General features: G+C 70.4%; 20 protein-coding genes and 1 pseudogene. 9 read left to right on the forward strand and 12 right to left on the reverse strand.

The window, feature by feature from the left end:
* Nucleotides 1–28: 28 nt before the first annotated feature.
* Nucleotides 29–622, reverse strand: coding sequence for a cadmium resistance transporter (locus ADJ73_RS04820; protein ID WP_048700088.1), 594 nt, complete (start codon nucleotides 620–622; stop codon nucleotides 29–31).
* A 140-nt stretch (nucleotides 623–762) separates the two neighbouring features.
* Here ADJ73_RS04820 and ADJ73_RS04825 point away from each other — a divergent pair, with 140 nt between their 5' ends.
* On the forward strand, nucleotides 763–1,152 hold the full coding sequence (locus ADJ73_RS04825) for an ArsR/SmtB family transcription factor (protein ID WP_013882302.1): 390 nt from the start codon (nucleotides 763–765) through the stop codon (nucleotides 1,150–1,152).
* A 127-nt stretch (nucleotides 1,153–1,279) separates the two neighbouring features.
* On the forward strand, nucleotides 1,280–3,325 hold the full coding sequence (lnt, locus tag ADJ73_RS04830; RefSeq protein WP_156188120.1) for an apolipoprotein N-acyltransferase: 2,046 nt from the start codon (nucleotides 1,280–1,282) through the stop codon (nucleotides 3,323–3,325).
* Nucleotides 3,326–3,335: 10 nt separating this feature from the next.
* On the opposite strand, the gene ADJ73_RS04835 is transcribed toward lnt, so the two are convergent.
* Complete coding sequence (locus ADJ73_RS04835; protein WP_019285889.1) at nucleotides 3,336–4,328, reverse strand: cytochrome c oxidase assembly protein; 993 nt, start codon at nucleotides 4,326–4,328, stop codon at nucleotides 3,336–3,338.
* Nucleotides 4,329–4,456: 128 nt separating this feature from the next.
* Between ADJ73_RS04835 and ADJ73_RS04840 the strand changes: the two genes are divergently transcribed.
* From ADJ73_RS04840 to ADJ73_RS04850, 3 genes and pseudogenes are all read left to right on the forward strand, one after another.
* Nucleotides 4,457–4,834: an ArsR/SmtB family transcription factor gene (locus tag ADJ73_RS04840; RefSeq protein ID WP_013882290.1), complete on the forward strand. Its 378-nt coding sequence runs from the start codon at nucleotides 4,457–4,459 to the stop codon at nucleotides 4,832–4,834.
* Nucleotides 4,834–5,748, forward strand: a complete 915-nt coding sequence (locus ADJ73_RS04845) for a cation diffusion facilitator family transporter (RefSeq protein WP_013882289.1) — start codon at nucleotides 4,834–4,836, stop codon at nucleotides 5,746–5,748. The genes ADJ73_RS04840 and ADJ73_RS04845 overlap by 1 nt, the downstream gene beginning before the upstream one ends.
* A 776-nt stretch (nucleotides 5,749–6,524) precedes the next feature.
* Nucleotides 6,525–7,202, forward strand: a pseudogene (locus tag ADJ73_RS04850) (IS110 family transposase); the annotation flags it as partial.
* Here the strand turns inward: ADJ73_RS04850 and ADJ73_RS17480 are convergent.
* The gene (locus tag ADJ73_RS17480) at nucleotides 7,094–8,224 is read right to left on the reverse strand and encodes a hypothetical protein (protein ID WP_156188121.1); all 1,131 of its coding nucleotides are present in this window, start codon (nucleotides 8,222–8,224) and stop codon (nucleotides 7,094–7,096) included. The pseudogene ADJ73_RS04850 and the gene ADJ73_RS17480 sit on opposite strands and share 109 nt — an antisense overlap.
* Before the next feature lie 50 nt (nucleotides 8,225–8,274).
* Nucleotides 8,275–8,688, reverse strand: a complete 414-nt coding sequence (locus tag ADJ73_RS16500; RefSeq protein ID WP_082176743.1) for a tyrosine-type recombinase/integrase — start codon at nucleotides 8,686–8,688, stop codon at nucleotides 8,275–8,277.
* Nucleotides 8,689–8,690: 2 nt separating this feature from the next.
* Here ADJ73_RS16500 and ADJ73_RS04865 point away from each other — a divergent pair, with 2 nt between their 5' ends.
* Nucleotides 8,691–9,938 carry an IS256 family transposase gene (locus ADJ73_RS04865; protein ID WP_050346957.1) on the forward strand — a complete coding sequence of 416 codons (1,248 nt, stop codon included), beginning with the start codon at nucleotides 8,691–8,693 and terminating at the stop codon, nucleotides 9,936–9,938.
* Here ADJ73_RS04865 and ADJ73_RS04870 read toward each other — a convergent pair.
* The 3 genes from ADJ73_RS04870 to ADJ73_RS04880 all read right to left on the reverse strand — a co-directional run bounded on the left by ADJ73_RS04870 (nucleotide 9,928) and on the right by ADJ73_RS04880 (nucleotide 13,187).
* A complete protein-coding gene (locus ADJ73_RS04870) occupies nucleotides 9,928–10,848 on the reverse strand; it encodes a tyrosine-type recombinase/integrase (RefSeq protein WP_156188122.1) in 921 nt (306 codons plus the stop codon). The two genes, ADJ73_RS04865 and ADJ73_RS04870, sit on opposite strands and share 11 nt — an antisense overlap.
* Before the next feature lie 592 nt (nucleotides 10,849–11,440).
* Nucleotides 11,441–12,142, reverse strand: coding sequence for a hypothetical protein (locus ADJ73_RS04875; RefSeq protein WP_156188123.1), 702 nt, complete (start codon nucleotides 12,140–12,142; stop codon nucleotides 11,441–11,443).
* Nucleotides 12,143–12,890: 748 nt separating this feature from the next.
* Entirely contained in the window at nucleotides 12,891–13,187 is a 297-nt protein-coding gene (locus ADJ73_RS04880; RefSeq protein WP_019285893.1) for a hypothetical protein, read from the reverse strand.
* Nucleotides 13,188–13,541: 354 nt separating this feature from the next.
* Between ADJ73_RS04880 and ADJ73_RS04885 the strand changes: the two genes are divergently transcribed.
* The 3 genes from ADJ73_RS04885 to ftsW all read left to right on the forward strand — a co-directional run bounded on the left by ADJ73_RS04885 (nucleotide 13,542) and on the right by ftsW (nucleotide 17,402).
* A complete protein-coding gene (locus ADJ73_RS04885; RefSeq protein ID WP_239266025.1) occupies nucleotides 13,542–15,035 on the forward strand; it encodes an alkaline phosphatase in 1,494 nt (497 codons plus the stop codon).
* A 163-nt stretch (nucleotides 15,036–15,198) separates the two neighbouring features.
* Nucleotides 15,199–15,744 carry a hypothetical protein gene (locus ADJ73_RS04890; RefSeq protein ID WP_019285895.1) on the forward strand — a complete coding sequence of 182 codons (546 nt, stop codon included), beginning with the start codon at nucleotides 15,199–15,201 and terminating at the stop codon, nucleotides 15,742–15,744.
* A gap of 401 nt (nucleotides 15,745–16,145) precedes the next feature.
* Nucleotides 16,146–17,402 carry a putative lipid II flippase FtsW gene (ftsW, locus tag ADJ73_RS04895; RefSeq protein WP_050347335.1) on the forward strand — a complete coding sequence of 419 codons (1,257 nt, stop codon included), beginning with the start codon at nucleotides 16,146–16,148 and terminating at the stop codon, nucleotides 17,400–17,402.
* 37 nt (nucleotides 17,403–17,439) lie between these two features.
* Here the strand turns inward: ftsW and ADJ73_RS04900 are convergent, their stop codons facing one another.
* Genes ADJ73_RS04900 through ADJ73_RS04920 form a run of 5 tightly spaced genes read right to left on the reverse strand, consistent with a single transcriptional unit; the run spans nucleotide 17,440 to nucleotide 22,648 of the window.
* Complete coding sequence (locus ADJ73_RS04900) at nucleotides 17,440–18,258, reverse strand: undecaprenyl-diphosphate phosphatase (RefSeq protein ID WP_037214229.1); 819 nt, start codon at nucleotides 18,256–18,258, stop codon at nucleotides 17,440–17,442.
* Nucleotides 18,255–19,757, reverse strand: a complete 1,503-nt coding sequence (locus ADJ73_RS04905) for a sodium/calcium exchanger protein (RefSeq protein WP_050347336.1) — start codon at nucleotides 19,755–19,757, stop codon at nucleotides 18,255–18,257. Before ADJ73_RS04905 ends, ADJ73_RS04900 begins: the two co-directional genes overlap by 4 nt.
* Nucleotides 19,754–20,281 (reverse strand): signal peptidase II, encoded by a 528-nt coding sequence (locus ADJ73_RS04910; RefSeq protein WP_019285899.1) that lies wholly within the window; start codon nucleotides 20,279–20,281, stop codon nucleotides 19,754–19,756. Before ADJ73_RS04910 ends, ADJ73_RS04905 begins: the two co-directional genes overlap by 4 nt.
* Entirely contained in the window at nucleotides 20,278–22,239 is a 1,962-nt protein-coding gene (locus tag ADJ73_RS04915; protein WP_037214234.1) for a heavy metal translocating P-type ATPase, read from the reverse strand. The genes ADJ73_RS04910 and ADJ73_RS04915 overlap by 4 nt, the downstream gene beginning before the upstream one ends.
* Entirely contained in the window at nucleotides 22,232–22,648 is a 417-nt protein-coding gene (locus ADJ73_RS04920) for an ArsR/SmtB family transcription factor (RefSeq protein ID WP_050349261.1), read from the reverse strand. Before ADJ73_RS04920 ends, ADJ73_RS04915 begins: the two co-directional genes overlap by 8 nt.
* Between the last annotated feature and the right edge of the window lie 36 nt (nucleotides 22,649–22,684).

The raw sequence follows: 22,684 nt of genomic DNA on the forward strand, positions 1-22,684 counted from the left end.
CCGCCGCCACCGGGAACGGCCAACGGCTCTACAGCCCGAAGGCGCCGCCCTCGAGGAGGATGACGATGCCCAGTCCGATCAGGACGAGGGGGAACAGGACGTGTTCCCAGCGTTCGAGGACTTCGGCGATGGGTCGTCGGGTGGCGACGTACCTGGCGGCCAGGACGAGCACGGCGACCAGGGCGAGGAACACGACGGCGTTCGCGGCGGTCGCGGCGGGGCCGACGGTGAGGAAGACCGGGACGTAGACGCCGATGTTGTCGCCGCCGTTGGCGAAGGTGACCGCTGCGACGGTCCAGACGGCGACGGCCTTGCCCGGGTCGTCACCGTCGTCGTCGCGGCCACGCCAGGCCCGCCAGGCGGCGTAGAGGCCCAGGAGCAGGGGTATGAGTCCGAAGTAGGCGATGGCGTCTTCAGGCAGGAAGGCGTTGGCGCCGAGTGCGACCAGGACGGAGGCGATGAGGATGGCGCCGAAGCCGAGGTACTGCCCGGCGATGATCTCGGCGGTGGTGCCTGGGGCGCCGGTGCCGCGGGCGAATAACAGTGAGAGCACGATGATGTCGTCGATGTTGGTCACGAGGAACAGACCGACGGCCTGCAGGACGGCTACGGCCAAGTCCATCGAGGGGCCTTTCGGTTGGTTGCGGTGCGAGGCCCGCGCGCTACTCGCGGCTGTGGCCGGGGCGGCCGATAGATCGGACACAGCAGCCTCCAGAGCCCGACCGGGTCGAACCCACACCCGATAGGCGCTAGCATCGACCCATGCCGATGATCACCGCAAGTCCTGATGTAAGTGGCCGGGCCGAGCTCGCGCCCGCAGGGGCGTTGTTCCGAGGCCTGGGCGACCCGACGCGCCTGGCGCTGGTGCGCCGCCTGGCGAGGGGCGAGGCGCGGGTCGTGGACCTGTGCACCGAGCTGGGCCTGAGCCAGTCCACCGTGTCCTCACACCTGGCCTGCCTGCGGGACTGCGGGTTGGTCGACTACCGCGCGCAGGGACGCGCGTCGGTCTACCACCTGACCCGCCCGGAGCTGATGGACCTTCTCGCTGTGGCCGAGGGCCTGCTGGCCGCGACCGGCAACGCTGTGGCCTTGTGCCCCACCTACGCAAGTCCCACCACCTCTGACCCGATCGCCAAGGAGAGTGCACGATGAGCGACGCCTGCGGCTGCAGCGACGACGAGACCACCCCCGGCGGCGAGGAAGCCGAGGAGCACGAGGCCGAGCGGCTGCGGTCGGTGTGGTCGCCTGGCGGACCGGCGCCGCTCTTTCGCGCGGGCGGTTGCCTGCCCTCGCCCTGGTCCTGGGTGGGGCGATCGCGAACGTCGTGGACCGGGCTGGGGACGGGGTGGTCACCGACTACCTGCACAGCGGGTGGTTCCCGACCTTCAACATCGCCGACACCGCGATCGTCACCGGCGTCGCTTTGCTGGTGCTTCGTGTCCGCGCCGGGTCGCCCCGGCAGGAGGTCGAGCGCGTGAATGCGCGACGCCGCAACGGTGGCGCCTCATTGCCTGGCCTCATGCCGCCGGGGCTGGTGCTGGTCGGAGCAGGCGTGGGTGGCTGGGCGACGAGTCTCGCGTTTCCTGACCGGGGATGGTGGCCGCTGGCCTACGCCGGCATGGCGTGCCTGCTGCTCGCGATGCGCGGCGCGTCACTGGTCCGCGCCGCAGGCATCGGCCTGGTCTGGGGGCTGGCCTTCTTCTTGCCGCTGGTCCACTGGGCAGTGCAGGCCACCGGATCGGCGCTCCCGTGGGTCGCGCTCAGCGTGTTCCAGGCGCTGTACGTCGCCGGCTTCGGCGCGCTGTGGACCTACGCGCGCAGGGCCGTCTGGCTCACCGGTCGCCCGCTGGCCCAGGCGGTCACCGCAGCCGTGCTGTGGGTCGCCATCGAGCAGGTCCGCGGCTCCTGGCCTTTCGGGGGCTTCCCGTGGGGCTTCCTGGCGTTCTCCCAGACCGAGGCGCCCCTGCTACGTCTCGCGCCCTACGGAGGGGAGGTCCTGGTCTCCGCGTTCGTCGCCGTGACGGGGGCGCTGATCGCGCTGGCGCTGCAGTACCTGCGCCGCACCGCGGTTATCGCCGCGACTCGGGCGCTGCTCGCCGCGGTGCTCCTGGCCGGCGCCCCGGGCCGGCTTCCCCTGACAGCCGGCCCGGAGAACGGCTCACTGCTGGTCGGCGCCGTCCAGGGCAACGTCCCGCAGCAGGGCGCCGACTGGGCCGAGCAGGCCCGCGACGTCACGGCCAACCACGCCCAAGGCACCGAGCGGCTCGCGGCGACCGCCGGAAGGCGCAAGCTGGACCTGGTGGTGTGGCCGGAGAGTGCCGCCGACATCGACCCCCGCACCGACCTGGCGCAGGCTTCGACCGTGGACCGCGCCGCCGCAGCGGTCGGCGCCCCACTGCTGCTGGGAACCCAGCGGTTCCCCGACGGGCAGGACATCCGCTACAACGAGATCATTTCCTGGACCGCCGGTGCGGGGAGTGGCGACGCCTACGCCAAGCAGCACCCGGTCCCCTTCGGGGAGTACGTCCCCTTCCGCGCATTCTTCCGCCAGCTCACTCCGCTCGTCGACCGGGTCGCCACGGACATGGCAGCCGGCGGCGACCCCGCCGTCATGGACGTGTGGATCGACGCGCTCGGACGTGACGTGCGCCTGGCCACCGGGATCTGCTTCGAGGTCGCCTACGCAGACCTCATCCGCGAAGGGGTCCTCGACGGGGCAGAGCTGATCGTCATCCCGACCAACAACGCCTCGTTCGGGCGCACCCCGGAGTCGACCCAGCAGCTGGCGATGTCCCGCTTCCGGGCGGTGGAGCACGGCAGGTCGACCGTCCAGGTCTCCACCGTGGGCGTCAGCGCGATGATCATGCCGGACGGGACGGTCGTGGCGCGGACCGGTCTGTTCACCGATGAGGAGCTCATCGCCTCGCTCCCGCTGCGCACCACGCTCACCCCGGCGGCGCGACTGGGCACCACGCCGCAGACGGCCGTCTACGTCCTGGCGGCGGCCGCTGTCGTCAGCGGTGCGCTGGCAGGCAGTCGACGACCCGGCCGCGACCGCAGCCGCCGCCCCTTCCCGCGGCGGCTCCGCGCGGCCGACGACCACGCCCCGACGCTGCGGGTGCGGGCCCAGCGGGTGCGAGCCCTGCGGGTGCCGGGCCGGGTGTGGGTCACCCGCGTGTGGCCCTCGTGGCTGGAGTGGCGCCTGATCGTCGGGTTCCTCGTGCTGATGGCCGTCGCGGCCTACACCGGGATACGGCTCGGCCAGGACATCGTCGAGAAGACCACCACCGCGGTGTCGACAACGTCCGATGCTGCGGTCCCGTGAGGCTCGACCATCACGGTTGTGCAGGTGGCGCCCCCGAGGGCCGCGAGCCGTTCAAGCGCGCGAGGTAGGCGTTGTACTGCTCGAGCTCGGCGTCGGCGCCGCCGTCGCGGTCGATCTGCCGGTCTCGGGCGGTGGAGCGCTCGGTGTCGTTGCGCTGCCACCTGCTGGCGATCAGCAGGAGCATCAGCAGTCCCGGCGCCTCCCCGTAGGACCAGGCCAGCCCACCGGCCAGCTGCTGGTCGCGCAGGGGATCGATCCCCCAGCCGGCCGGCGGCGCGGCGAACAGCGGGACCATCGGCGCGGTGGCCATCATCACGATCACCCCGAAGAACGCGTGCAGGGGCATCTCCAGCAGCAGGTCCAGTGCCCGGCCGTGATGGGTCTGCCGGATAGGCAACGGGTCGGTGGACAGCACCGGCACGGTGAACAGCAGACCGGCCACCAGGAACCCCACCTCCAGGGCGAGGTGCCCGGTCCAGGTGCGCAGCAGCGGGTCGGCGAGCTCGGCCAGGTACAGCCCGTAGAACGCCAGCAGGAACAACGGCACCATCACCGCCGGGTGCAGCACCACCCGACTGACCCGGCTGCGCAGGGCCCGCCGCGCCGTGACCAGCACCACCGTGCCCACCCCCCGGTGCGGGGTCGCGCGCAGCAGCAACGTGCCGGGCCGCCCCAGCACCAGCAGCGGTGGGACGAGCATCATCAACGTCAGCTGCTGGAACATGAACGCCGAGAACAGCCGCAACCCGTACCCCTCGATGCCCGCACCGGTCACCAGCGCCAGCACCACACAGCCCACCGTGAACGAGATGGTCGCACCGATCGACCAGCGCCGACCCCGCAGCCACAGCCGGCACGCGCCCGCCAGGTACAGCACCAGCAGCACCACCGCCAGCACCGGAAGGACCGGCACGGGCTGCAGCGTCGGTGCCAGCATCGTCTCCAGGGACGCCGGTGCGGTCGGCAGCCACACCGGCCCCGTAACGCCCGGGTCGTCCTGCATACGTTCCTCCCCGCCTGCGTCCCTGACAGCGACATGGGTCTGAAGACCGATCGACCGGTTGCGACCCCACGGCGATCGCAGCGCTAGGGTGACGTTATCTGAAGATCCGCGTAGATGAGGAGATGCCCATGGGTCGGGTCCTGCCGTTGGACGGCTGCGTCGGTGATGATCCCCTGTCGCAGCGCGTGGCGCTGGTCCGCGCCAGCGTCCCGGACGACGCCGAGGCAGGGACGCTGGCCGAGCTGTTCCGGTTGCTCGGTGACGTACGGCGCACCAAGATCCTCTACGCGCTGCTGGAGGCCGGTGAGCTGTGCGTGTGCGACATCTCCGCAGCGGTGCAGGTCCCAGAGGCGTCGGTGTCCCAGACGATGCGTCTACTGCGGGCCTCGGGGGTGGTGGGCAACCGGCGAGAGGGCCGCCGGGTGTACTACCGGTTGGCCGATACCCACGTGCGGATGCTGCTGGACGTGTGCCGCGAGCACACCGGACACGAAGGGATCCGCTGATGGGCGCCGGGCACGCTCACGCCCCCGTCGCTGAGCACGCCGGCGGGCGCTACCGCCGCCGCCTCGCCGCAGCGTTCTTCCTGACCGCGACGTTCTTCGCCGTCGAGCTGGCAGCGGGGCTGATCTCCGGCTCGCTCGCGCTGATCTCCGACGCCGGGCACATGGCCGCCGACGTCGTGGCCCTGGGGGCGTCCCTGCTCGCCACCCGGATCGCCACCCGCCCCGACCCCACCGGAAGAAGAACCTACGGCTCGTACCGCGCGGAAGTCTTCGCTTCCGGCCTGACCGTGCTGATCATGCTCGGCGTCGGGGTGTACGTGGTGGTCGAGGCGATCAGCCGGATCGGCGAGGACCCGTCCCTACCCTCGGGCGTGATGCTCGCGGTCGGTTTCGTGGGCCTGGTGATCAACCTTGTCTCCATGCTGCTGCTGCGCAGCGGGTCCAAGGACAGCCTCAACGTCCGGGGCGCCTACTTCGAAGTGGTGGCCGACGCTGCCGGCTCCGTCGGTGTCATGGTCGCCGGTGTTCTGATCATCGCCACCGGGCGACCGGTCTGGGACCTCGTCGTCGCCCTGGCGATCGCCATCTTCGTCATCGTGCGTGCCGTCACCCTGGGGCGGCAGGTCGTCGCGGTACTCGGCCAGCACGCACCCGCCGGCATCGACCCGGAGGCCGTCAGCCGAGAGCTGAGCGCCGTGCCCGGCGTGAGCGCCATCCACGACCTGCACCTGTGGGTGCTGACCTCCGGGATGAACGTCGCCACCGCTCACCTCGTCGCGAGCAGCGGATCGGATCACGCCGCGGTCCTGGCCGCCGCGCGGGACATCCTGCGGGATCGCTTCGGCATCGCCCACGCCACGCTCCAGGTGGAGACGGCCCAGCAGCAGCACGAGTGCTCAGACCTGACCTGGTAGCCGCTCAGTCCCTCGACACCTCCGCCGAGCGCTTGGGGGGCCCCTGGTTGCTGGGTGCGCCCAGGGGCGGTGGCATCGGCGCGCCGGGCCAGGCGTGCGAGCATCGCGTTGTAGGCGGCCAGGTCGGTGTCGCCCCTTCGTCGGCACGCTCGGGCGACGGCTCAGATGTGCTCGCGCTTTCAGGCGCCGCCTCAACGGTGAAGCGGAAGGTCCCGTCGACAGGGTGGCCGTCACCGGACACGGAGCGCAAGCGACCTGGAAGTCCCCGGCCGGGAGGCCATCGCCAAGGCGCTGGGTAACAGTGGCGCCGGACACCGTCGTGGCTCCGTCGCCCCACTCCTGCCCGTCAGGTCCGTTCACCGCGACGACGGCACCCACGGCCAGCTGGTCAGCGGATCGAACGCCCGGCCAGCCCACCGCCACTTAGTCCCGGCAGGAGCCCGCCAACTTCCGCCGGGAGTCACAGGCTTGGTGCGCCGCCGGCTGCGGAGGAGGGGTCCCGTTGGAGGGTCCCCTTTCGAAACAACCTCGCTGCCTTGTCGGAGGTCGCCGCTAGCCTCGGTCTCAGTGTCAGGGTGACAGCACCGCTCACGCGGTGGTTGGGTCCTGATCATTGGTCGTCTGGCTCATAGCCTCGGTGCCGCCCCCGGGTTGGCGTTCATGCGTTTTGCCGGCGACCGGTGTGACGGACCGGCCGGCGTGACTTGATAGGAGCGTGGCATCGCCCCCACTGAGATGTGTCCGCCGACCGGCCCAACCGTCCAGTCACTGATCAGGTGAAGGAGGCAACCACCATGGTTGTTGTTGGCGCTGACGTACACAAGCGGACGCACACGTTCGTCGCTGTCGACGCGGTCGGCAAGCAGGTCGGGCAGCTGACGGTCGCGGCCACCACGGCCGGGCATCTGAAGGCGTTGGGGTGGGCCCGGCAGCAGTTCGGCGAGGAGCTGACCTGGGCGATCGAGGACTGCCGGCACCTGTCCGCGCGGCTGGAGCGAGACCTGCTCGGCGCCGGGCAGGCGGTGGTGCGGGTCCCGCCGAAGATGATGGCCGAGCAGCGCCGGGTCGCGCGCACCCGGGGCAAGTCGGACCCGATCGACGCGCTGGCGGTCGCGCGCGCGTTCCTGCGCGAACCGGAGCTGCCGGTGGCCTCGCACGACAAGGCCTCCCGGGAGGCGAAGCTGCTGGTCGACCGGCGAGAAGCGTTGGTGAACACCCGGACCCGCACGATCAACAGCCTGCTGTGGCGGGTGCACGAGCTGGACCCGGCCCACGCTCCCAAGCCGCGGTCGCTAGACCTGGCCAAGCACCAGCAGGCGCTGCACGCCTGGCTGCTGACCGTGGCTCAGGGCGCGGCTGGCGTGGACGAGGTGCGTGGCCTCGTCGCTGAGATGGCGCTGGACGAGCTCGAGGACATCATCGCGCTGACCGCGCGGATCAAGCGCGCCCAGCGGGCGGGGTCCTCGTGGGCCCAGTGGGAGATGTCGGAATAGAAGCACCGGACCCGGGCGAGCAGCTGGGCCCAGTCCTTTCGCGGTTTCCCGTTCGAGAGGGTCGCGACCCGGGTGCGCCAGGCGGTGGCCTGCTCCGAGGTCAGCCGCAAGGTGGCGATGCCGCGGTGGTGGGCCTGGATGTCGCACCAGAACTTCCCGAGCAGGTGGATGGCGATGCCGTTGAGGGTGGAGTAGTCGGTTTCGGTGCACCGCTCGGTGAGGTACTCCACGAACACGGCACGGATGTCGGGGTCCTCGATGTTGTACCGGGCCACCAGCTGCTCGGGCGTCAGGGGAGGGGCGCTGGTGACCTGCAGCATGTAGTCCGGTTCCCCGGGGAGCAGCCCCGCGCGGCGGGCGTACTCCCAGGTGGTGTGCATGCGGTGACCCACCCGCTGGCGGTCCATCAGCTCGCGCCGGGCGCTGATGAAGTCAGCGCCAGTCAGCTCGGTCAGGGACCGTCCGGTGACCAGGCACAGGTTGACCAGGTTGGTCCGTACCCGCCAGGTCGTCTGGTCGGGGTGGGGGGCCTGCGCGGTCATGGCCGCGACGTGGGCGAACAGGTCGGTGTCGTGGACCTCGACGAAGTCGGTCCAGAGTCGTTCCCGCCGGCTTTCCATGATCCACACGTGGCTGGGGCGGACCGCCTTGAGCACGAGGACGGCGTTGAGGGCGTACCTGATCTCTGACCGCAGGGCCGGTCGGCCGAAGCCGGCGGCTTCATACCAGGCGGTCCCGCGCACCCCAGCGGACTCACTTGCCTCCCACCGCTGGCGCCATGTCGTGCCCGGGTGGCCTTCGAGCCAGTCCAGCAGCCGGCTCGTCGCACGCGTAGCCGAGCCATCACGGGTGGCGCGAGGCAACTGCGGTGTCACCGGGCGCCAGTGGCAGATCAGGCTCACCATCAACGGCTCCAGCACCGACCGGGCAGCCGACCCCAGGTCCTGCCCGGTGGCCGCCAACTGGACCTGAGTGAACGTCATCGGCTGCAGCGGGGGGTTGTTTGGCCTGCCGCCCTTCGCCAAGTGCGTGGTCACAGCGTCACGCCCGGGAAAAGGGTGTGCAGGTCGCTGGCGGCGTAGCCCGGCGCGGGCCGGGCCGCGGCTGGCGCCGGTCGGCTCAGATGCCGATGCAGGGAGGCGACGAGCTCATCGAGCCGGGCCGCCGAGTACGCCTGCAAGGTATCCATGTTGCGATGCCGCAGCAGCATTTGGACATCGGTCAGCGTCATCCGCTCGTCGGCCAGCAGACGGTGAGCGAAGGTGTGACGGAAGTCGTGCCACGTCAGGTTCGCGCCGAGCTTCGCGTTGGCCCGCTCCAGGACCAGTGAAGTCCAGCAGAGTGGTGTACGACGGACCTGAGTGAGCGCGTGCCTCCAACGTAGGCGCGGCCACCGGGTGGATCCTTCGAGTGATCTGCGAAAACCGACTCGAAGAAGGAACCACAACGATGACCGCTGTACCCAGTATCGACCCTGCCCGCTTCCTCGACGAGCAGCTGTCCCAGGCGAGCCCTGATCTGATGCGGGAGCTGCTCACCACGTTCGTCAACGCACTGCTCTCCGCCCAGGCCGACGCGGTGTGCGGCGCCGGCTACAACGAGCGGAGCCCGGAGCGGGTCAACTCCCGCAACGGCTACCGCCACCGCGACCTCGACACCCGGGTCGGGACTCTCGACGTCGCAGTGCCCAAGCTCCGCCAGGGAAGCCTGTATCCGGAGTGGCTGCTCGAACGCAGGAAGCGTGCCGAACGAGCACTGACCAGTGTGGTGGCGACCTGCTACCTGCTCGGGGTCTCGACCCGGCGGATGGACAAGCTGGTGGCGACCCTCGGCATCACCGGGTTGTCGAAGTCCCAGGTCTCGGTGATGGCCAAGGAGCTCGACGAGCAGGTCGAGCAGTTCCGCACCCGTCGGCTCGAAGAGGCCGGGCCGTTCACCTTCGTCGCCGCCGACGCGCTCGTGCTCAAGGTCCGCGAAGGTGGGCGGGTGGTGCCGGTGCACGTGCTGGTAGCCACCGGCGTGAACGCTGATGGGCACCGCGAGATCCTCGGCGTGCAGGTCACCACCAGCGAGGACGGCGCCGGCTGGCTCGCGTTCTTCCGCGACCTCACAGCCCGCGGCCTGGCCGGCGTCAAGCTCGTCACGTCCGACGCGCACGCCGGGCTCGTGAACGCGATCGCCGCGACCATCCCGGGCGCTGCCTGGCAGCGCTGCCGCACCCACTACGCAGCGAACCTGATGTCCGCGACCCCAAAGTCGTCCTGGCCATGGGTCAAGGCGTTGCTGCACTCGATCTACGACCAGCCCGACACCGACGCCGTCCACGCCCAGTTCGACCGTGTCGTCGACGCCCTGGCCGAGAAGCTTCCCGCCGTCGCCGAACATCTCCAGGACGCTCGTGCCGACATCCTCGCGTTCACGCCGTTCCCAAAGGAGGTCTGGCGTCAGATCTGGTCGAACAACCCCAACGAACGGCTCAACCGCGAGATCCGCCGACGCACCGACGTGGTCGGGATCTTCCCCGACCGCGCATCCATCATCCGGCTCGTCGGCGCCGTCCTGGCCGAGCAACACGACGAGTGGGCCGAAGGCCGCCGCTACCTCGGACTCGACGTCCTCGCCCGCGCCCAAGCCGTCGACACCCAGCACGCCGAGGAGGTGAGCACCGACCTCGAACTTCAGGCCCTCACGGCCTGACCGACACGCCCAACCGAGGGATCAACCTCATACACCACCCCAGCGGACTTGACCCCAGGACCTGCCGCAGAGTGAAGTACGTCAACGGTCGAGGCGGGTTGCCGAACGTCATCCACAGCGGCTGGTCGCCCATGCCTGCATCGAACCCAGAGCGGACGTGACCGGCGAGGTACCGGGCGATCCACACGAACGACTCCGGCGCGGCAGGCACCCACACCCGCAGACCGGCCTGCCCCTTACCGACCACGCTCAACACGCCCTCGCCGGCGTTGACGCCATGGCGTGTCATCGACAGCAGCTCCGAGGCCCGCACCCCGGAGGACAGCGTCACCGCCACCAACGCCCGATCACGGTCATTCCCCAACACCGAGAACAGCTCCTGCAGCAGCGGCTCCCCAATGGACCGCGGTTGGATCCGCGGCTGCCGCTGCCGGTAGGTGCCGCGCCGAGGCAGCCCAGACCTGGCCCCGACCCGGCGAGACGGCCCGGTTCGACCCCGCGCTGAGGACCGCGGGACAGGATTGGCCAGCGGGCCCAGCCCGGCAGCGACCGCGAACTCATAGAACGACGAGATCACCGTCAACGCGTGGTTGATCGTCCGGGGCGCGTACCCCGCCGGAAGATACGCCTTGCCCGTGACCGCGTTGATCGATCCCGCCGCCGGCCGCGACGTCGACCGCTCGCCCGAAGAAGAACTCTCCTCCGACACGGACGCAGCCGGGTCCGCGGCCCGGCGCCGCTGGCCGTTCGGGGCGCCCTGCAGCCACAGGACGAAGTCGCGCACCTCCTCACGGAAGGCCTCCCGCCAGGGGACCTCCACAGCCAGGCAGAACCGCCACCACCGGAGCAGGTCATACGCGTACGAACGGCGGGTTGCCACCGACGCGCCCGTCGCCGCGATGTCGATCAAGAAGGCCGTGATCTCCTTAACCGGGCGACCTGCCGCGTCGACCACCTGCCACCCCACACCAGGGGCCGCCACCACTGCCCCCGAACGCGGCAGAACCAACCGTGCAACGTCCCGCCCAGCTCGCGCCGCAGCCATGAAGCCAACCTTCCATCGCAGCAGCCAAGCGCCCGTTCGCAACGCCGCTGTGGGTGCAGTCAACAGGTGAGCTCGCCGAGCTCACCGGCCGCAGCCAGACAGCGATCCGTCGCGCCCTAGAGCAAGGGGGAGTGTCGACCCGCGGCGCAGGAGCACCGCTCGTCGATGAACCCAAGCGCCGGCGACGAGCATAAAGAGACACCCCTGCCCGAGCGCCCCAGGTCGCGGCCACGCGACGATGAGAAGAGGAAGGGCCACGGAGACAACTGGCCCTCGCGCTCAAGGCTGGGATCGCTCGACCCCCTCTGGACACTGAGCTAACCAGGATTTAAGACCGGGTCTCATCGAGATATATCTCCATGAGATTGGGCGCTACCAAGAAAACTTGGTAATGTGTCTCTCAGCAAAGGCTTCGGCTCCCCGCGATGCGTGTGAGTCAGGTTGGCCCCCGGTGTAGCTACGGCAGCCGGGGGTTTGCTGTATCTCCGGCGAAGGTGGTCACCGTTGCGAGCCGCTCGACCTCGTCGAAGAGTGCGGTCCCACGGCCCAACAGCCGCTGACGATAGGCCGAGCAGACCAGGTCAGGCAGCCACAGCAAGTGGTCGGTGCCGGGAGAGACGTGCAGGAGCTGCGCAGTCGGGTCGATGCGCTTGTCCTGGATCAACTGCGCGCGGGTCCGGCGATCGTTGTTGTTCTGCCGGGCGGTTCGGCGCTCCTCCATGATCATGAGGCCGACCGGGTCGTGAGTCCCCCCGGTTGCATGGAACAGGGACTCCAGCAGGAGGCCGAGGCACTCTTGCCTGGCCTCCTCGCCGTCTGTGTCATCCGGATCCACGTCGGTCCGGTGGATGATGACGCACGCTTCGTGGACCTCGTCCAGGCACTGGAGCAGATCGAGCGCTTGATCCTGGCCCTCGTCAGAGCGCAGGACATCGGTGGTGTGCCAGTACCCACTCTCCACGCGCTCGTCGAGGTCACTACGCAACCCGTCGCGGTCCTTGGCCGAGACGACGACCGCGCCCATGACGTAAAAGTTCAGCTGCCCCTGCTGAGCGGAGTAGGTCTCGTCAATGAAGGCCACCGGCTGTTGGCCGACGCGCTCGTAATGAGTCTCGACGACCGATCGCTGACCGGGCGTCGCCGGGGGAGGAGGTGTCATCGTCTGGCCTCAGACCCGACCAAGCACCCGTAGCGCGACCAAGAATCGGTCGCGCGGATGAAGGCGGGTAAGGAACGCATGTCGGGATTGTCCCACTAGGCACCGACACGACAAGGCGACGAACCGCGGAGAGCCCCAAGGCGGCTGCCGACGACGTTGGACGACACCCTGGCCAGCGGCCGGCCAGGTGCAGGCCTGCACGACCGCACCAAACACAACCGAGGCCATCAACGCCAGAGGCGCCTCACCGCCACGTCTGGTACCTCCCCTCCGGGTCGCGACTAGCCACCCATCACCGACAGGCCGACCCCGGCGGACCCAGCGACGAACAACGGGCCCAATAGGCCACAAGCAGGCCTGCTCAGCCGGCTGACGGACACCCTCCGCTTCGCTCCGGGCGCCGCTGTCTTTTCCCCTCCACCTCCGGGGCATTTCATGGTCGCGGCCCCGCTGGCGTGCGCAACGTCGGCTCGGCTCCGCCTCGGCCCCTCCAACCGAAGACTTTGGGTCGGCGCTCCTTCGTCGCTTATCTCCTCCCCAAACTCTTCGGCTTCCGGGGCTGCCCGACGTCCTCCGCTTCGCTCCGGCCCCTGCGGGGTGCACCCACCGGCTCCTGGCCGCGCCTTCATTCCATTGCCCCGGAGGGGGCGGGGGATGGTCGCCCGGCCAACCCCACCGCTGGGGTCGCGCGCGGCTCACCTGCGTCGGCCCGCGTTCCTTGACGCTGGGTGCCGATGGTGGGCTTTCCTCAGTTGGCGGCTCCGAGCGTGGCCCCGCCGTCGATAATGGCGTTGACAGTGTCTTGGGTGGCCAGGAGCACTTCGAGCTTGCCGTTGGTGATGCGGCTCGCGCTGATCGCTTGGGCGGGAGTGTCTGGTCGTGCCGCGCCGGCCTTCCAGGTCCGGCCCGCGTCGGTGCTGACGGCGACCGTGCCGTCGATGGTGATCCCGGCTGCGGTGGCCTTGTCGGCCCAGGCGAGCATGGTGAGCAGCGGCGCGCCCGGCGCCTTCGTCCAGGTCGTGCCATGGTGCCGGTCCAACGTCACAGCAGGGGTCCAAGCACCGGCCAGTCATGCAGGCCCGCAAACGGCCCGCCCTCGCGCGGCGCCCCGGCCCGTCGTCGACCCACCGATCACACTCTGCCGAGCACGACCTCGATTAGCTATGCAGACCAACGACGAGACATGGCACCCGCCCAGCCCTTGACGCTAAACACCTCACGCTGATGACCGGGCGTTGTGACCAGTACTTCGTGCGCGGTCCCGGCGCGGCAGGCCGCTCGTCGGCGAGCGTTCATCGTCTGGTCACGTGACCGTCGGCCGCAGCCGACCCTCGCGGCCCTAGCGTCCGGCTGGGCGCCGGCTGCGGCGCCCATCGAAACGTGAGTGAGGAATGCTCAGATGCGAACCAGGATGAAGGTGACCAGCGCGGCCCTTGCGGCCCTCGCCGCGGTCGCAGGAACCGCGGGTGCCATGGCCGCCCCCGCGGCAGGGGCACAGGGGGCCGACGACGGTCGGGTCAAGAACGTGGTCTACCTGCTGGGTGACGGCATGGGCCGCACCCACGTGGATGCCGCGCGACTGCGCTACTACGGCGCCAACGGCAAGCTCAACATGGAGCAGTTGCCGGTCGTCGGGCAGAACGCGACCTACTCGGTCGAGAAGAACTCCGGTCAGCCGGGCAAGGCCGACTTCCACCCCAACTACGTCACCGACTCGGCGTCGGCGGCGACCGCCTGGGCCTCCGGGGTCAAGACGTACAACGCTGCTCTGGGCGTCGACGCCAAGGGCAAGGTCGTCCCGACGGCCATGGAGCTCGCGAAGTCTGCGGGCTACGCCACCGGCAACGTCTCGACCGCCGAGATCACCGACGCCACCCCGGCCGGCCAGGCCAGCCATGCCCTCGCGCGCGGCTGCCAGGGCCCGAACTACAGCGCCAGCTCGTGCCAGGACCTCGCGATCACCGGCCAGCCGCTTCCCACGAGCGACATCCGCGTGACACCGATCGCTGACCAGATCGCCCGCAACGGCACCGCCGACGTCATCCTCGGCGGCGGGCTCTCGCGCTTCGACACCTCCGATGAGAACGCGCTCAAGGCACAGGGCTACTCCGTGCTCGGCTCGCCAGCCAGCCAGACCGTCGCGACCCGCTCAGACCTTCAGGGCGCCAGCGGCAGCAAGGTCTTCGGCCTGTTCAACAAGGGCAACCTGACCATCGAGAAGTTCAAGCGCGAGAACCCGAGCGCCCCGCAGGACGCCGAGCCCTCGCTGCGCGAGATGACCTCCAAGGCCATCGACCTGCTCGACGCCAAGGCAAAGTCCGGCAACGGCTTCTACCTCCAGGTCGAGGGCGCCCTCATCGACAAGCGGTCCCACGCCAACGACGCCGCCCAGACGCTCGAGGAGACCAAGGCCTTCGACGACGCCGTGAAGGTCGCCATGGACTTCGCCAAGCGCGACGGCCACACCCTCGTCATCGTGACGGCCGACCACGAGTGCGCCGGCTTCAACATCATCGAGAAGGGCACCTTCACCAACGCCGAGGCCGCCGCGCCCCCGACCAACGTCGACAGCGGCAACACCGCCAACAACTCCGCGACCCTCCGCGCGTCCGGCAACGTGAAGGACGGCACCCGCTCCACCGGCATCATCAACGGCGCCGGTGCCGGGGACCCCAAGAACTTCGCGCCCGCGACCTTCCGCACCAAGGATGACCCGGCGGACGTCAAGGACGGCTCCTTAGAGGCGAGCCTGTGGCTCACCTACCTGTCCGGCAACCACACCGGCGCCGACGTGCCGGTCTTTGCCTACGGTCCCGGGTCGCAGCAGCTCGGTGGCGAGATCGACAACACCGACCTCTTCGACGTCGTCACCGGCGCCCTGCGCCTCAAGTGACACCTACGAGGCGCGTCGCGGACGCGAAGACGTGCCCAGCTGAGTCGTGGTGGGCCCCGCGGTCGCATGCCGCGTGGCCCACCACGGCTCGTCACGACCCTGGCAGCGCGGCTCTCAGCACACCTTGGCCATCGGCCCACGCTCATCCCAAGGACACCCCACCATGAAGCGCTCGGCCCTCACCGCGGCCGTCCTCGCCGCCGCTCTCGCCGTCACCGTCTTCGCGGCGGCCGGGGCCGTCACACGCGCTGTGACGGGCCCGCCCGCCCGCCCGGCCTCGGTTCAGGGGCCTGCAGCCGCCCGCGTGTCACTGCCCGGAAACATCCCGGCCACGGGGGAGCCCGGCCTGCCGTCGCTGTCCACGCTGCGTCCCCGTCCAGGCAGCGCGGTCCAAGCGGCCGGCCCCTTCGACGACCGCTTCACCATGACGGGTCTTCGCTTTGACGGCAGGTCCGTCACCGCGTCCGCCACCATCATCAGCGACGTGAGTAACGTGCTCGAGTTCGGGGCGCTGGCCGGCTTCTACGACGCCAACGGCGCCCTCATCGGTACCGGCCGTTTCGACTACCACAACGACGAGAGCGCCCCAGCGCACCAGCACGCAGGCCCGCCCACCGAGCTCGAGAAGGTCAGGATCATCGTCCCCAAGGAGCTGCAGGGCCGCGCCAAGGCAGCGGCCGTCGGCGTACCCGTCCTCGTGAACGAGTAGTGGCCTAGCCGTCGCGAGCCGAGAGGTTGTCAGGACTCGAGTCGGGTGATGGGTGGCAAGGCGCGACCCGCGGGCTGACACGACGACTGCCCGAGATCGTCTATCGCGCTGCTCGGCGCCCTTGAGGAACGTCTTCACACGACACGGGGGACGATCTCTAGAGGTGGGTCCGCTGTAAATCTCCTGGCCCGGGAGACACTGCAACTCATGTGTTGTTTTTCGCGGGGCCGAGGGGCTGCCTGCCCAGACCAGACCCAAGCGCGGGATGTGGCCGCCGCGGTGTCGGTAGCGCGGGTGGCGGGTTCACTGACGAGCCGATGTCTCGGTCCGGTGACGGCGTGAGTCCGGCCGGGCGAGGGCCCACTCCGGCGTCCCGGCCGCCGGGGGCAGGCCCCGGGGGTGTGGATGTTCTCGAGGGCCGCCCGGTTGTCCACATCAGCCGGTTGGAGTCGCCGCTGACGACGTACTACCTCCTGGTGGGTGTCACCGTGACGCTCGTGGTCTTGGGGCTGGTCATGGTCTACTCGGCCTCGAGTGTGGAGGCGCTGCTGCAGGGTCAGGCCTCGTACGCCATCTTCGTCCGGCAGCTGATCTTCGCCGCTGTCGGCGCCGTTGTGGCCGTTGCGGCCGCCCGGGTGTCCCTGCGTGGGTGGCGGCGGCTGGCCGGGCCGGTGCTGCTGGGCGCGCTGGTCCTGCAGGCCGCCGTCTTCGTTCCCGGGTTGGGGGTGAACGTCAACGGCAACCAGAACTGGCTGGCGTTGGGCCCGGTCACGGTTCAGCCGTCCGAGTTCGCGAAGATCGCCTTGGTGCTGACGGGGGCCACCATTCTTGCGAACAAGGGCAGCCGCGTCGGGGACTGGCGGCACGTCCTGCTCCCGTATGTGGTGCCGATCTCGGGGATGGTTCTGGCGCTCGTGCTCGCCGGTCATGATCTGGGCACAGCCATGGTGATGAGCATCCTGATCGCCGCGGTGCTGTCGGTCGCGGGGGCGCCACTTCGGGTGTTCCTCGTCGGTGGTCTTGCGGTGGCTGCAGGTGTTCTGTTGTTGGTTGGCGGCAGCGGTAACCGCGTGGGAAGAATCAGCAACTTTCTCGATGCTGCCTGCCGTGCCGACCCGAACGGCGCGTGCGGACAGTCGGTGCATGGGCTGTATGCGTTGGCGGACGGGGGGTGGTGGGGCGTCGGCCTGGGTGCCTCGAAGGAGAAGTGGGCGTGGCTGTCTGAGGCGCAGAACGACTTCATCTTCGCCATCATCGGCGAGGAGCTCGGACTCCCCGGGACCCTGGTCGTGCTGGTCCTGTTCGGGCTGCTCGCATGGTGCTGCTACCGGCTGGTGGTCAGGGCTCGTGACCCGTTCGTGCGTATCGCCACCGCCGGGGTGATGGCGTGGCTGATGGGCCAGGCCGTCATCAACATCGGCTCGGTCATCGGGTTGGTCCCGGTGGTCGGCGTGCCGCTGCCGTTGCTGTCCGCCGGCGGGTCCTCGATGGTCACCACGTTGCTGGCCTTGGGCATGTTGCTGTCGTTCGCGCGGGCCGAGCCGGGCTGCGCGGCGTTGCTGGCCGGTCGCGGTCCGGGACTGGTACGCAGGAGCATTGCGCGGGGCCGCACCGGTCTGGCTGCCCGCAGCACTGCGCGCAGCACTGGGCGCAGCTAGGCCGCGGGCGGCGTCGGGTTTGTCAGGCTTCGGGCCTTCAGGGCGTGATGAGTCCGGCGCCGAGGAGCCCCAGCAACAGGACGCCGAGCCCGACCCGGTACCAGACGAACGGCGTGAACCGGTGGGTGCTGATGTAGCGCAGGAACCAGGCGATGACGAGGTAGCCGGTGCCGAAGGCCACCACCGTTGCGAGGGCGGTGGGTCCCCACTCCGGTGCAGGGCCCTCGCCCAGTTTCGTCAGCTCCAGCCCGCCGGAGGCGAGCACTGCGGGAACGGCCAGCAGGAACGCGTACCGGGCCGCGGCGGTTCGGGTGTAACCGAGCAGCAGGCCGGCGCTGATCGTGCCTCCGGAGCGGGAGACCCCTGGGATGAGCGCCAGTGCCTGCGCCGTGCCGAGGGCGAGGGCCTGCCGGGTGGTGAGCGCCTCCAGTGGTCGGCGGTTGGCCGCGACCCGGTCGGCGAGGCCGAGGACAAGCCCGAAGACGATCAGGGTGGCCGCGACCAGGCGCAGGTCGCGTAGCGCCGTCTCGATCGTGTCCTGGAAGGCCAGCCCGAGGATGCCGATCGGGACGGTGCCGATGATGACGTACCACCCCAGGCGAGCGTGGGGGTCCGACCGCGGCACCCTGCCGCGCACGGACCGGGTCCACGCCGTCACGATGGCGGTGATGTCGCGGCGGAAGTAGAGCAGCACCGCTGACTCGGTCCCGAGCTGCGTGACAGCGGTGAACGCGGCGCCCGGGTCGGGCCAGCCGGCCAACGCCGCCACCACGCGCATGTGCGCCGAGGAGGAGATCGGCAGGAACTCGGTCAGTCCCTGCACGAAACCCAGCACGAGCGCGATCCCCCAGCTCACCTGTGGCCGCCCGCGCCGGTCGAGCCATCGGGCGGCGCGGACGAGTGCCCGACCCGCGCGCGAGCGGGCCACAGACCGGTGCGCATGACCCGCGTCAGATGGTGGCGGCGTGCCGCCAGCAGGGCGGCACCCAGCGCGAGGTACACCCCGGCGATGGTCAGCCGCACGGTGCCGGCCCAGTCGGCCGGCGCCGTCCACGCGGCCACGAACTGGGCGGTGAACAATCCCAGCAACGACCAGGCTCCGGCCCGGGTGAGTGTGCCGGTGACCACCAGCGCGACCGCGAACACCGACTGCGCGGCGGTCAGGAGCAGCTCTTCTCGTTGCACCGGGTCGATGGGGAGCCCGGTCAGTGAGCCTGCCGAGAGCGCGAACACCAGCGGCAGAATCCCGACCAGCAGCGTCCACTGGTTGATCTTCGAGGAGATCAACGCCCCGAGGGCGGCCGACGACTGCAGCTTGAGCGCCAGCAGCAGGACCGCGATGAACTCCGGCGTCTCCGAGGCCAGCGGCGCGACCCACTGCACGAGCAGGAACTGGCTGACGTGCAGCTGTTCGCCGGTGGCGACCAGGCTCTCGGCGAACGGTTCGGCGACCGCGAGAATGATGAGCGCTGCGGCCGCGAGCATACCGACGGTGATGATGCGGCGGACCCGTGTGGGCAGCTGCGCGACCGCCGCGGCGGGACCGAACAACTCATCGGCCTCATCGGCCTCATCGTCGCTGTCGTCTGTGGCGGGACCCGGGTCCTGCTCCGGTTCGCGTTGGCGCTCGGGATCGCGCTGGGGCTCGAGGGCCCTGACCCGCCACAGGTACGCGCCGAAGATGGCGAACAGGATGACCGTGTCGATGATCGTGAGGCTCGAGCGCAGCGGCAGCGTCAACGCGTAAGCGGTGGCGACGGCGAGATAGGCGAGCTCGACCACCTGAGTGCGCTGCAGCCGCACCGCACTACGCGCCTCCCCGCCCTCACCGTCAGGGCCCATTCCAGCCTCGGAACCTGACCCGTGGGCTTCGGTGGTGCCGCCGACCTCCGGTTGGCGCGCGCCCGGCACGGGCTGGCCGGAGCGGCGGGCACGGCGGGCCGCCGTGATCGCCACCAATGCCACCACGGACCAGCCGACACCGATGAGCAGCCGGTTCGCCCCCGTCATGTTCGCCAGCGCAAGTGGCGCATAGGTGGCCGGGTCCTGGCCGGCCAGCCAGGCGAAGACGACGTCGACTGCGTACTCGGGTAGGACCGCGATGAGCGCCAGCAACGCCAGCGCCAGCCCCTCGCCCAGGTCGATCTCCGCGAGCTCGGTGCCCCACGTCAGTAGAAAGGCGGCGCCGATCACCGCGGCCGCATACCCGGCGGCCGCGGCTGCCGGGGGAACAGACGTGCCGCTGACGCGCAACCACACCCCTGGGAGGGCAGCCGTCAACGGCAGCGCCAGACCGGCCGCGATCCGCATCGTGACCGGGCGTGCTGTCGCGCCTGCTGGCGAGCGGGAGCTCACCTGCGCGCTCCTCGTGCACCGGCGGGCGCGTCGGCCCGGTCCGGGCCGTTGCGGACCACGTTGCTGAGGACCAGCAGGATCACGCCGGCCACGATGGCCGCGTCCGCAAGGTTGAACGTGGGCCACCAGCCGGAGTGCAGGTAGTCGGTCACCACCCCGTCACCGGCGCGGTCGGTGAGGTTCGCGACCGCGCCACCCAGAACCGCGGCGAACGCGGGCAGCTGCAGCCGGGACCCGCTCGGCGCAGCCCGGTACACGAGGGCGGCCACCCCCGCGGTCACGACCGCAGTCACGGCGAGGACCACCCCCGGCGGCGCCTCCGCGGCGAACGAGAACGCCACCCCCGGGTTGTATCCCAGGCGCAGGTCCACCGGGCCCGCCTCGATCCCGGTGGGTGGCACCACGGCCTGTGCCCACACCTTGACACCGAGATCAACCATCGCCACCACGGCCGCGGCGGCGAACACGGTGGCCCGTCGCCCGGCCGCCGGAGCCCCCTGGCGGCTGGGCGGCAGCGTGCTCATCGAGCGTCCGAGAGGCTGGGCGACCCAGCCAAGCCGGACACGCGGCTGGCCGGCAGGGCCGGGGCACGACCGGCGCGGACCCCGTTGGCGATGATGACGACCTCGGCGACCTCGTGGACGAGCACGACGGCCGCGAGCCCCAGGATCCCGAACAGGGCCAGCGGCATCAGCGCCGTGATGATCGCCAGGGACAGGCCGACGTTCTGCAGCATGATCCGGCGGGCGTGACGGGCGTGCTCGAGCGCCTGCGGCAGGTGCCGCAGGTCCTCACCCATGAGCGCGACGTCGGCCGTCTCGATCGCGACGTCGGTGCCCATCGCACCCATCGCTATCCCGAGATCAGCGGTCGCCAGGGCCGGCGCGTCGTTGACGCCGTCGCCGACCATCGCCGTCGGACGCTGCTCGCGAAGGCGAGTGATGATCGCGGCCTTGTGCTCCGGCAGGAGGTCGGCGTGCACGTCGGTGATCCCGGCCTCGGTGGCCAGCGCGGTCGCGGTGGCACGGTTGTCACCGGTCAGCATCGTCACCGTGTACCCGGATCCGCGCAGGTCCGCGATGACCTCGGCGGCCTCGGGACGCAGCTCGTCACGCACGGCGATGGCGCCGATCACGGCCCCGTCGAGCTCGACGAGCACCGCGGTGGCGCCGCCGCGCTGCATCCGCTGGATGTCGGCCGCCAGGGGCCCGTTCGGTAGCCAGCCGGGTCGGCCCAGCCGAGCCTGGCGTCCGTCGATGGTGCCGGTCAGGCCGGCTCCGGTGACGGTCTCGACGTCCTGGGCGTCGGTCACCGTGTCGACGGCCGCGAGGATGGCCCGGGCCAGGGGGTGTTCGCTGCGGGCCTCGAGCGCGGCGGCCACCGCCAGCACCTCTGCCCGGCTGACGCCATCGACAGTGGTGACCTCGACGACACGGGGCCGGTTCGCGGTCAGGGTGCCGGTCTTGTCCAGCGCGATCCCGCGAACCGCGCCGAGGGCCTCCAAGGCGGCGCCGCCCTTGACGAGGACCCCGAGGCGGCTGGCCGCACCCACCGCGGCGACCACGGTGACGGGTACGGAGATGGCCAGCGCGCAGGGCGAGGCCGCCACCAGTACGACGAGGGCTCGTTCGATCCATGTTGCCGGCTCACCGAGCACGCTGCCCACAAGGGCGATGAGGGTGGCGGCAATGAGAACTCCCGGCACGAGGGGCTTGGCGATTCGGTCGGCCAGGCGCTGGCTGGCGCCCTTGCGGGACTGCTCGGCCTCGACGATCCGTACGATCCGGGCCAAGGAGTTGTCGGCGGCGGTCGTGGTGACCTGCACCTCGAGGACGCCGGTGCCGTTGATCGACCCGGCGAACACCTCGCTGCCGGGGCCGGCCTCGACGGGCACGGACTCGCCGGTGATGGCCGAGACGTCCAGGGCGGTTCGGCCGGTGCGGATCACGCCGTCGGTGGCGACCCGCTCCCCGGAACGAACCAGCATCAGGTCCCCGACCCGCAGCTCGGCCGGGGCCACGACGACCTGGGCTCCGTCACGAAGGATCGTCGCCTGCTCGGGAACCAGCGACAGCAGGGCACGCAGCCCGCGACGGGTCCGGGCCAGTGAGTACTCCTCGAGCCCTTCACTGATCGAGTAGAGGAACGCGAGCATCGCGGCCTCGCCCACCTCGCCGAGCAGCACCGCGCCGACCGCGGCGATCGTCATCAGCGTGCCGACACCGATCTTGCCCTTGACCAGCCGTTTCACCGTGCCGGGCACGAAGGTGGACGCGCCCGCGAGCAGCGCCGCCCACAACAGCACCTGCTCGAGCACGTCCGGGCCGCCCCGCCACCTGGTGACATAGCCCGCCACCAGCAGCACCCCGGCAACCGCGCCCGCACGCAGCTCGTCGACCTCGACCAGCCGCTGCGGCGCCTCTTCGCCGCCCTCGGGTGCGCTCACCGGCTCATCGCCGCCGCAGCCACATGCGTCACTCATTCGTGGCCCCCTCCTCTGCTGCGCGTGCCCGGACCCCGGTGGAGGCCGCGGACGGCAGATCGTCGCTGCAGCCGTAGTTCGGGCACAGCGCCACCGCCTCACCGGTCAGCGCGAGCAGACGCTCGGCGCTGGCGAGCAGATCCATCAGTTCAGGGTGGGCCAAGGAGTAGAACATCTGCCGGCCCTCGGGGCGCCCGACGATGAGCCCGCAGTCACGCAGGCACGCCAGGTGCCCCGAGACGGTGCCCTGGGCAAGCCCGAGGACGGTGGTCAGGTCGACGACCCGCCGCTCGCCGGCGGCCAGCTGCGCCACGATCGCGAGCCGGGTCCGCTCTCCCAGTCCGTGAAACAGCGCCGCTCCGCGCATCAGGTCGGCGGCAGCCGGCACATCCATCGTCGTCATTGTCATGTCCCGATGATAGCGGCTAGAAGGGAGCCTGCGGAC

It is taken from the genome of Arsenicicoccus sp. oral taxon 190, assembly GCF_001189535.1.
Classification (GTDB): domain Bacteria; phylum Actinomycetota; class Actinomycetes; order Actinomycetales; family Dermatophilaceae; genus Arsenicicoccus.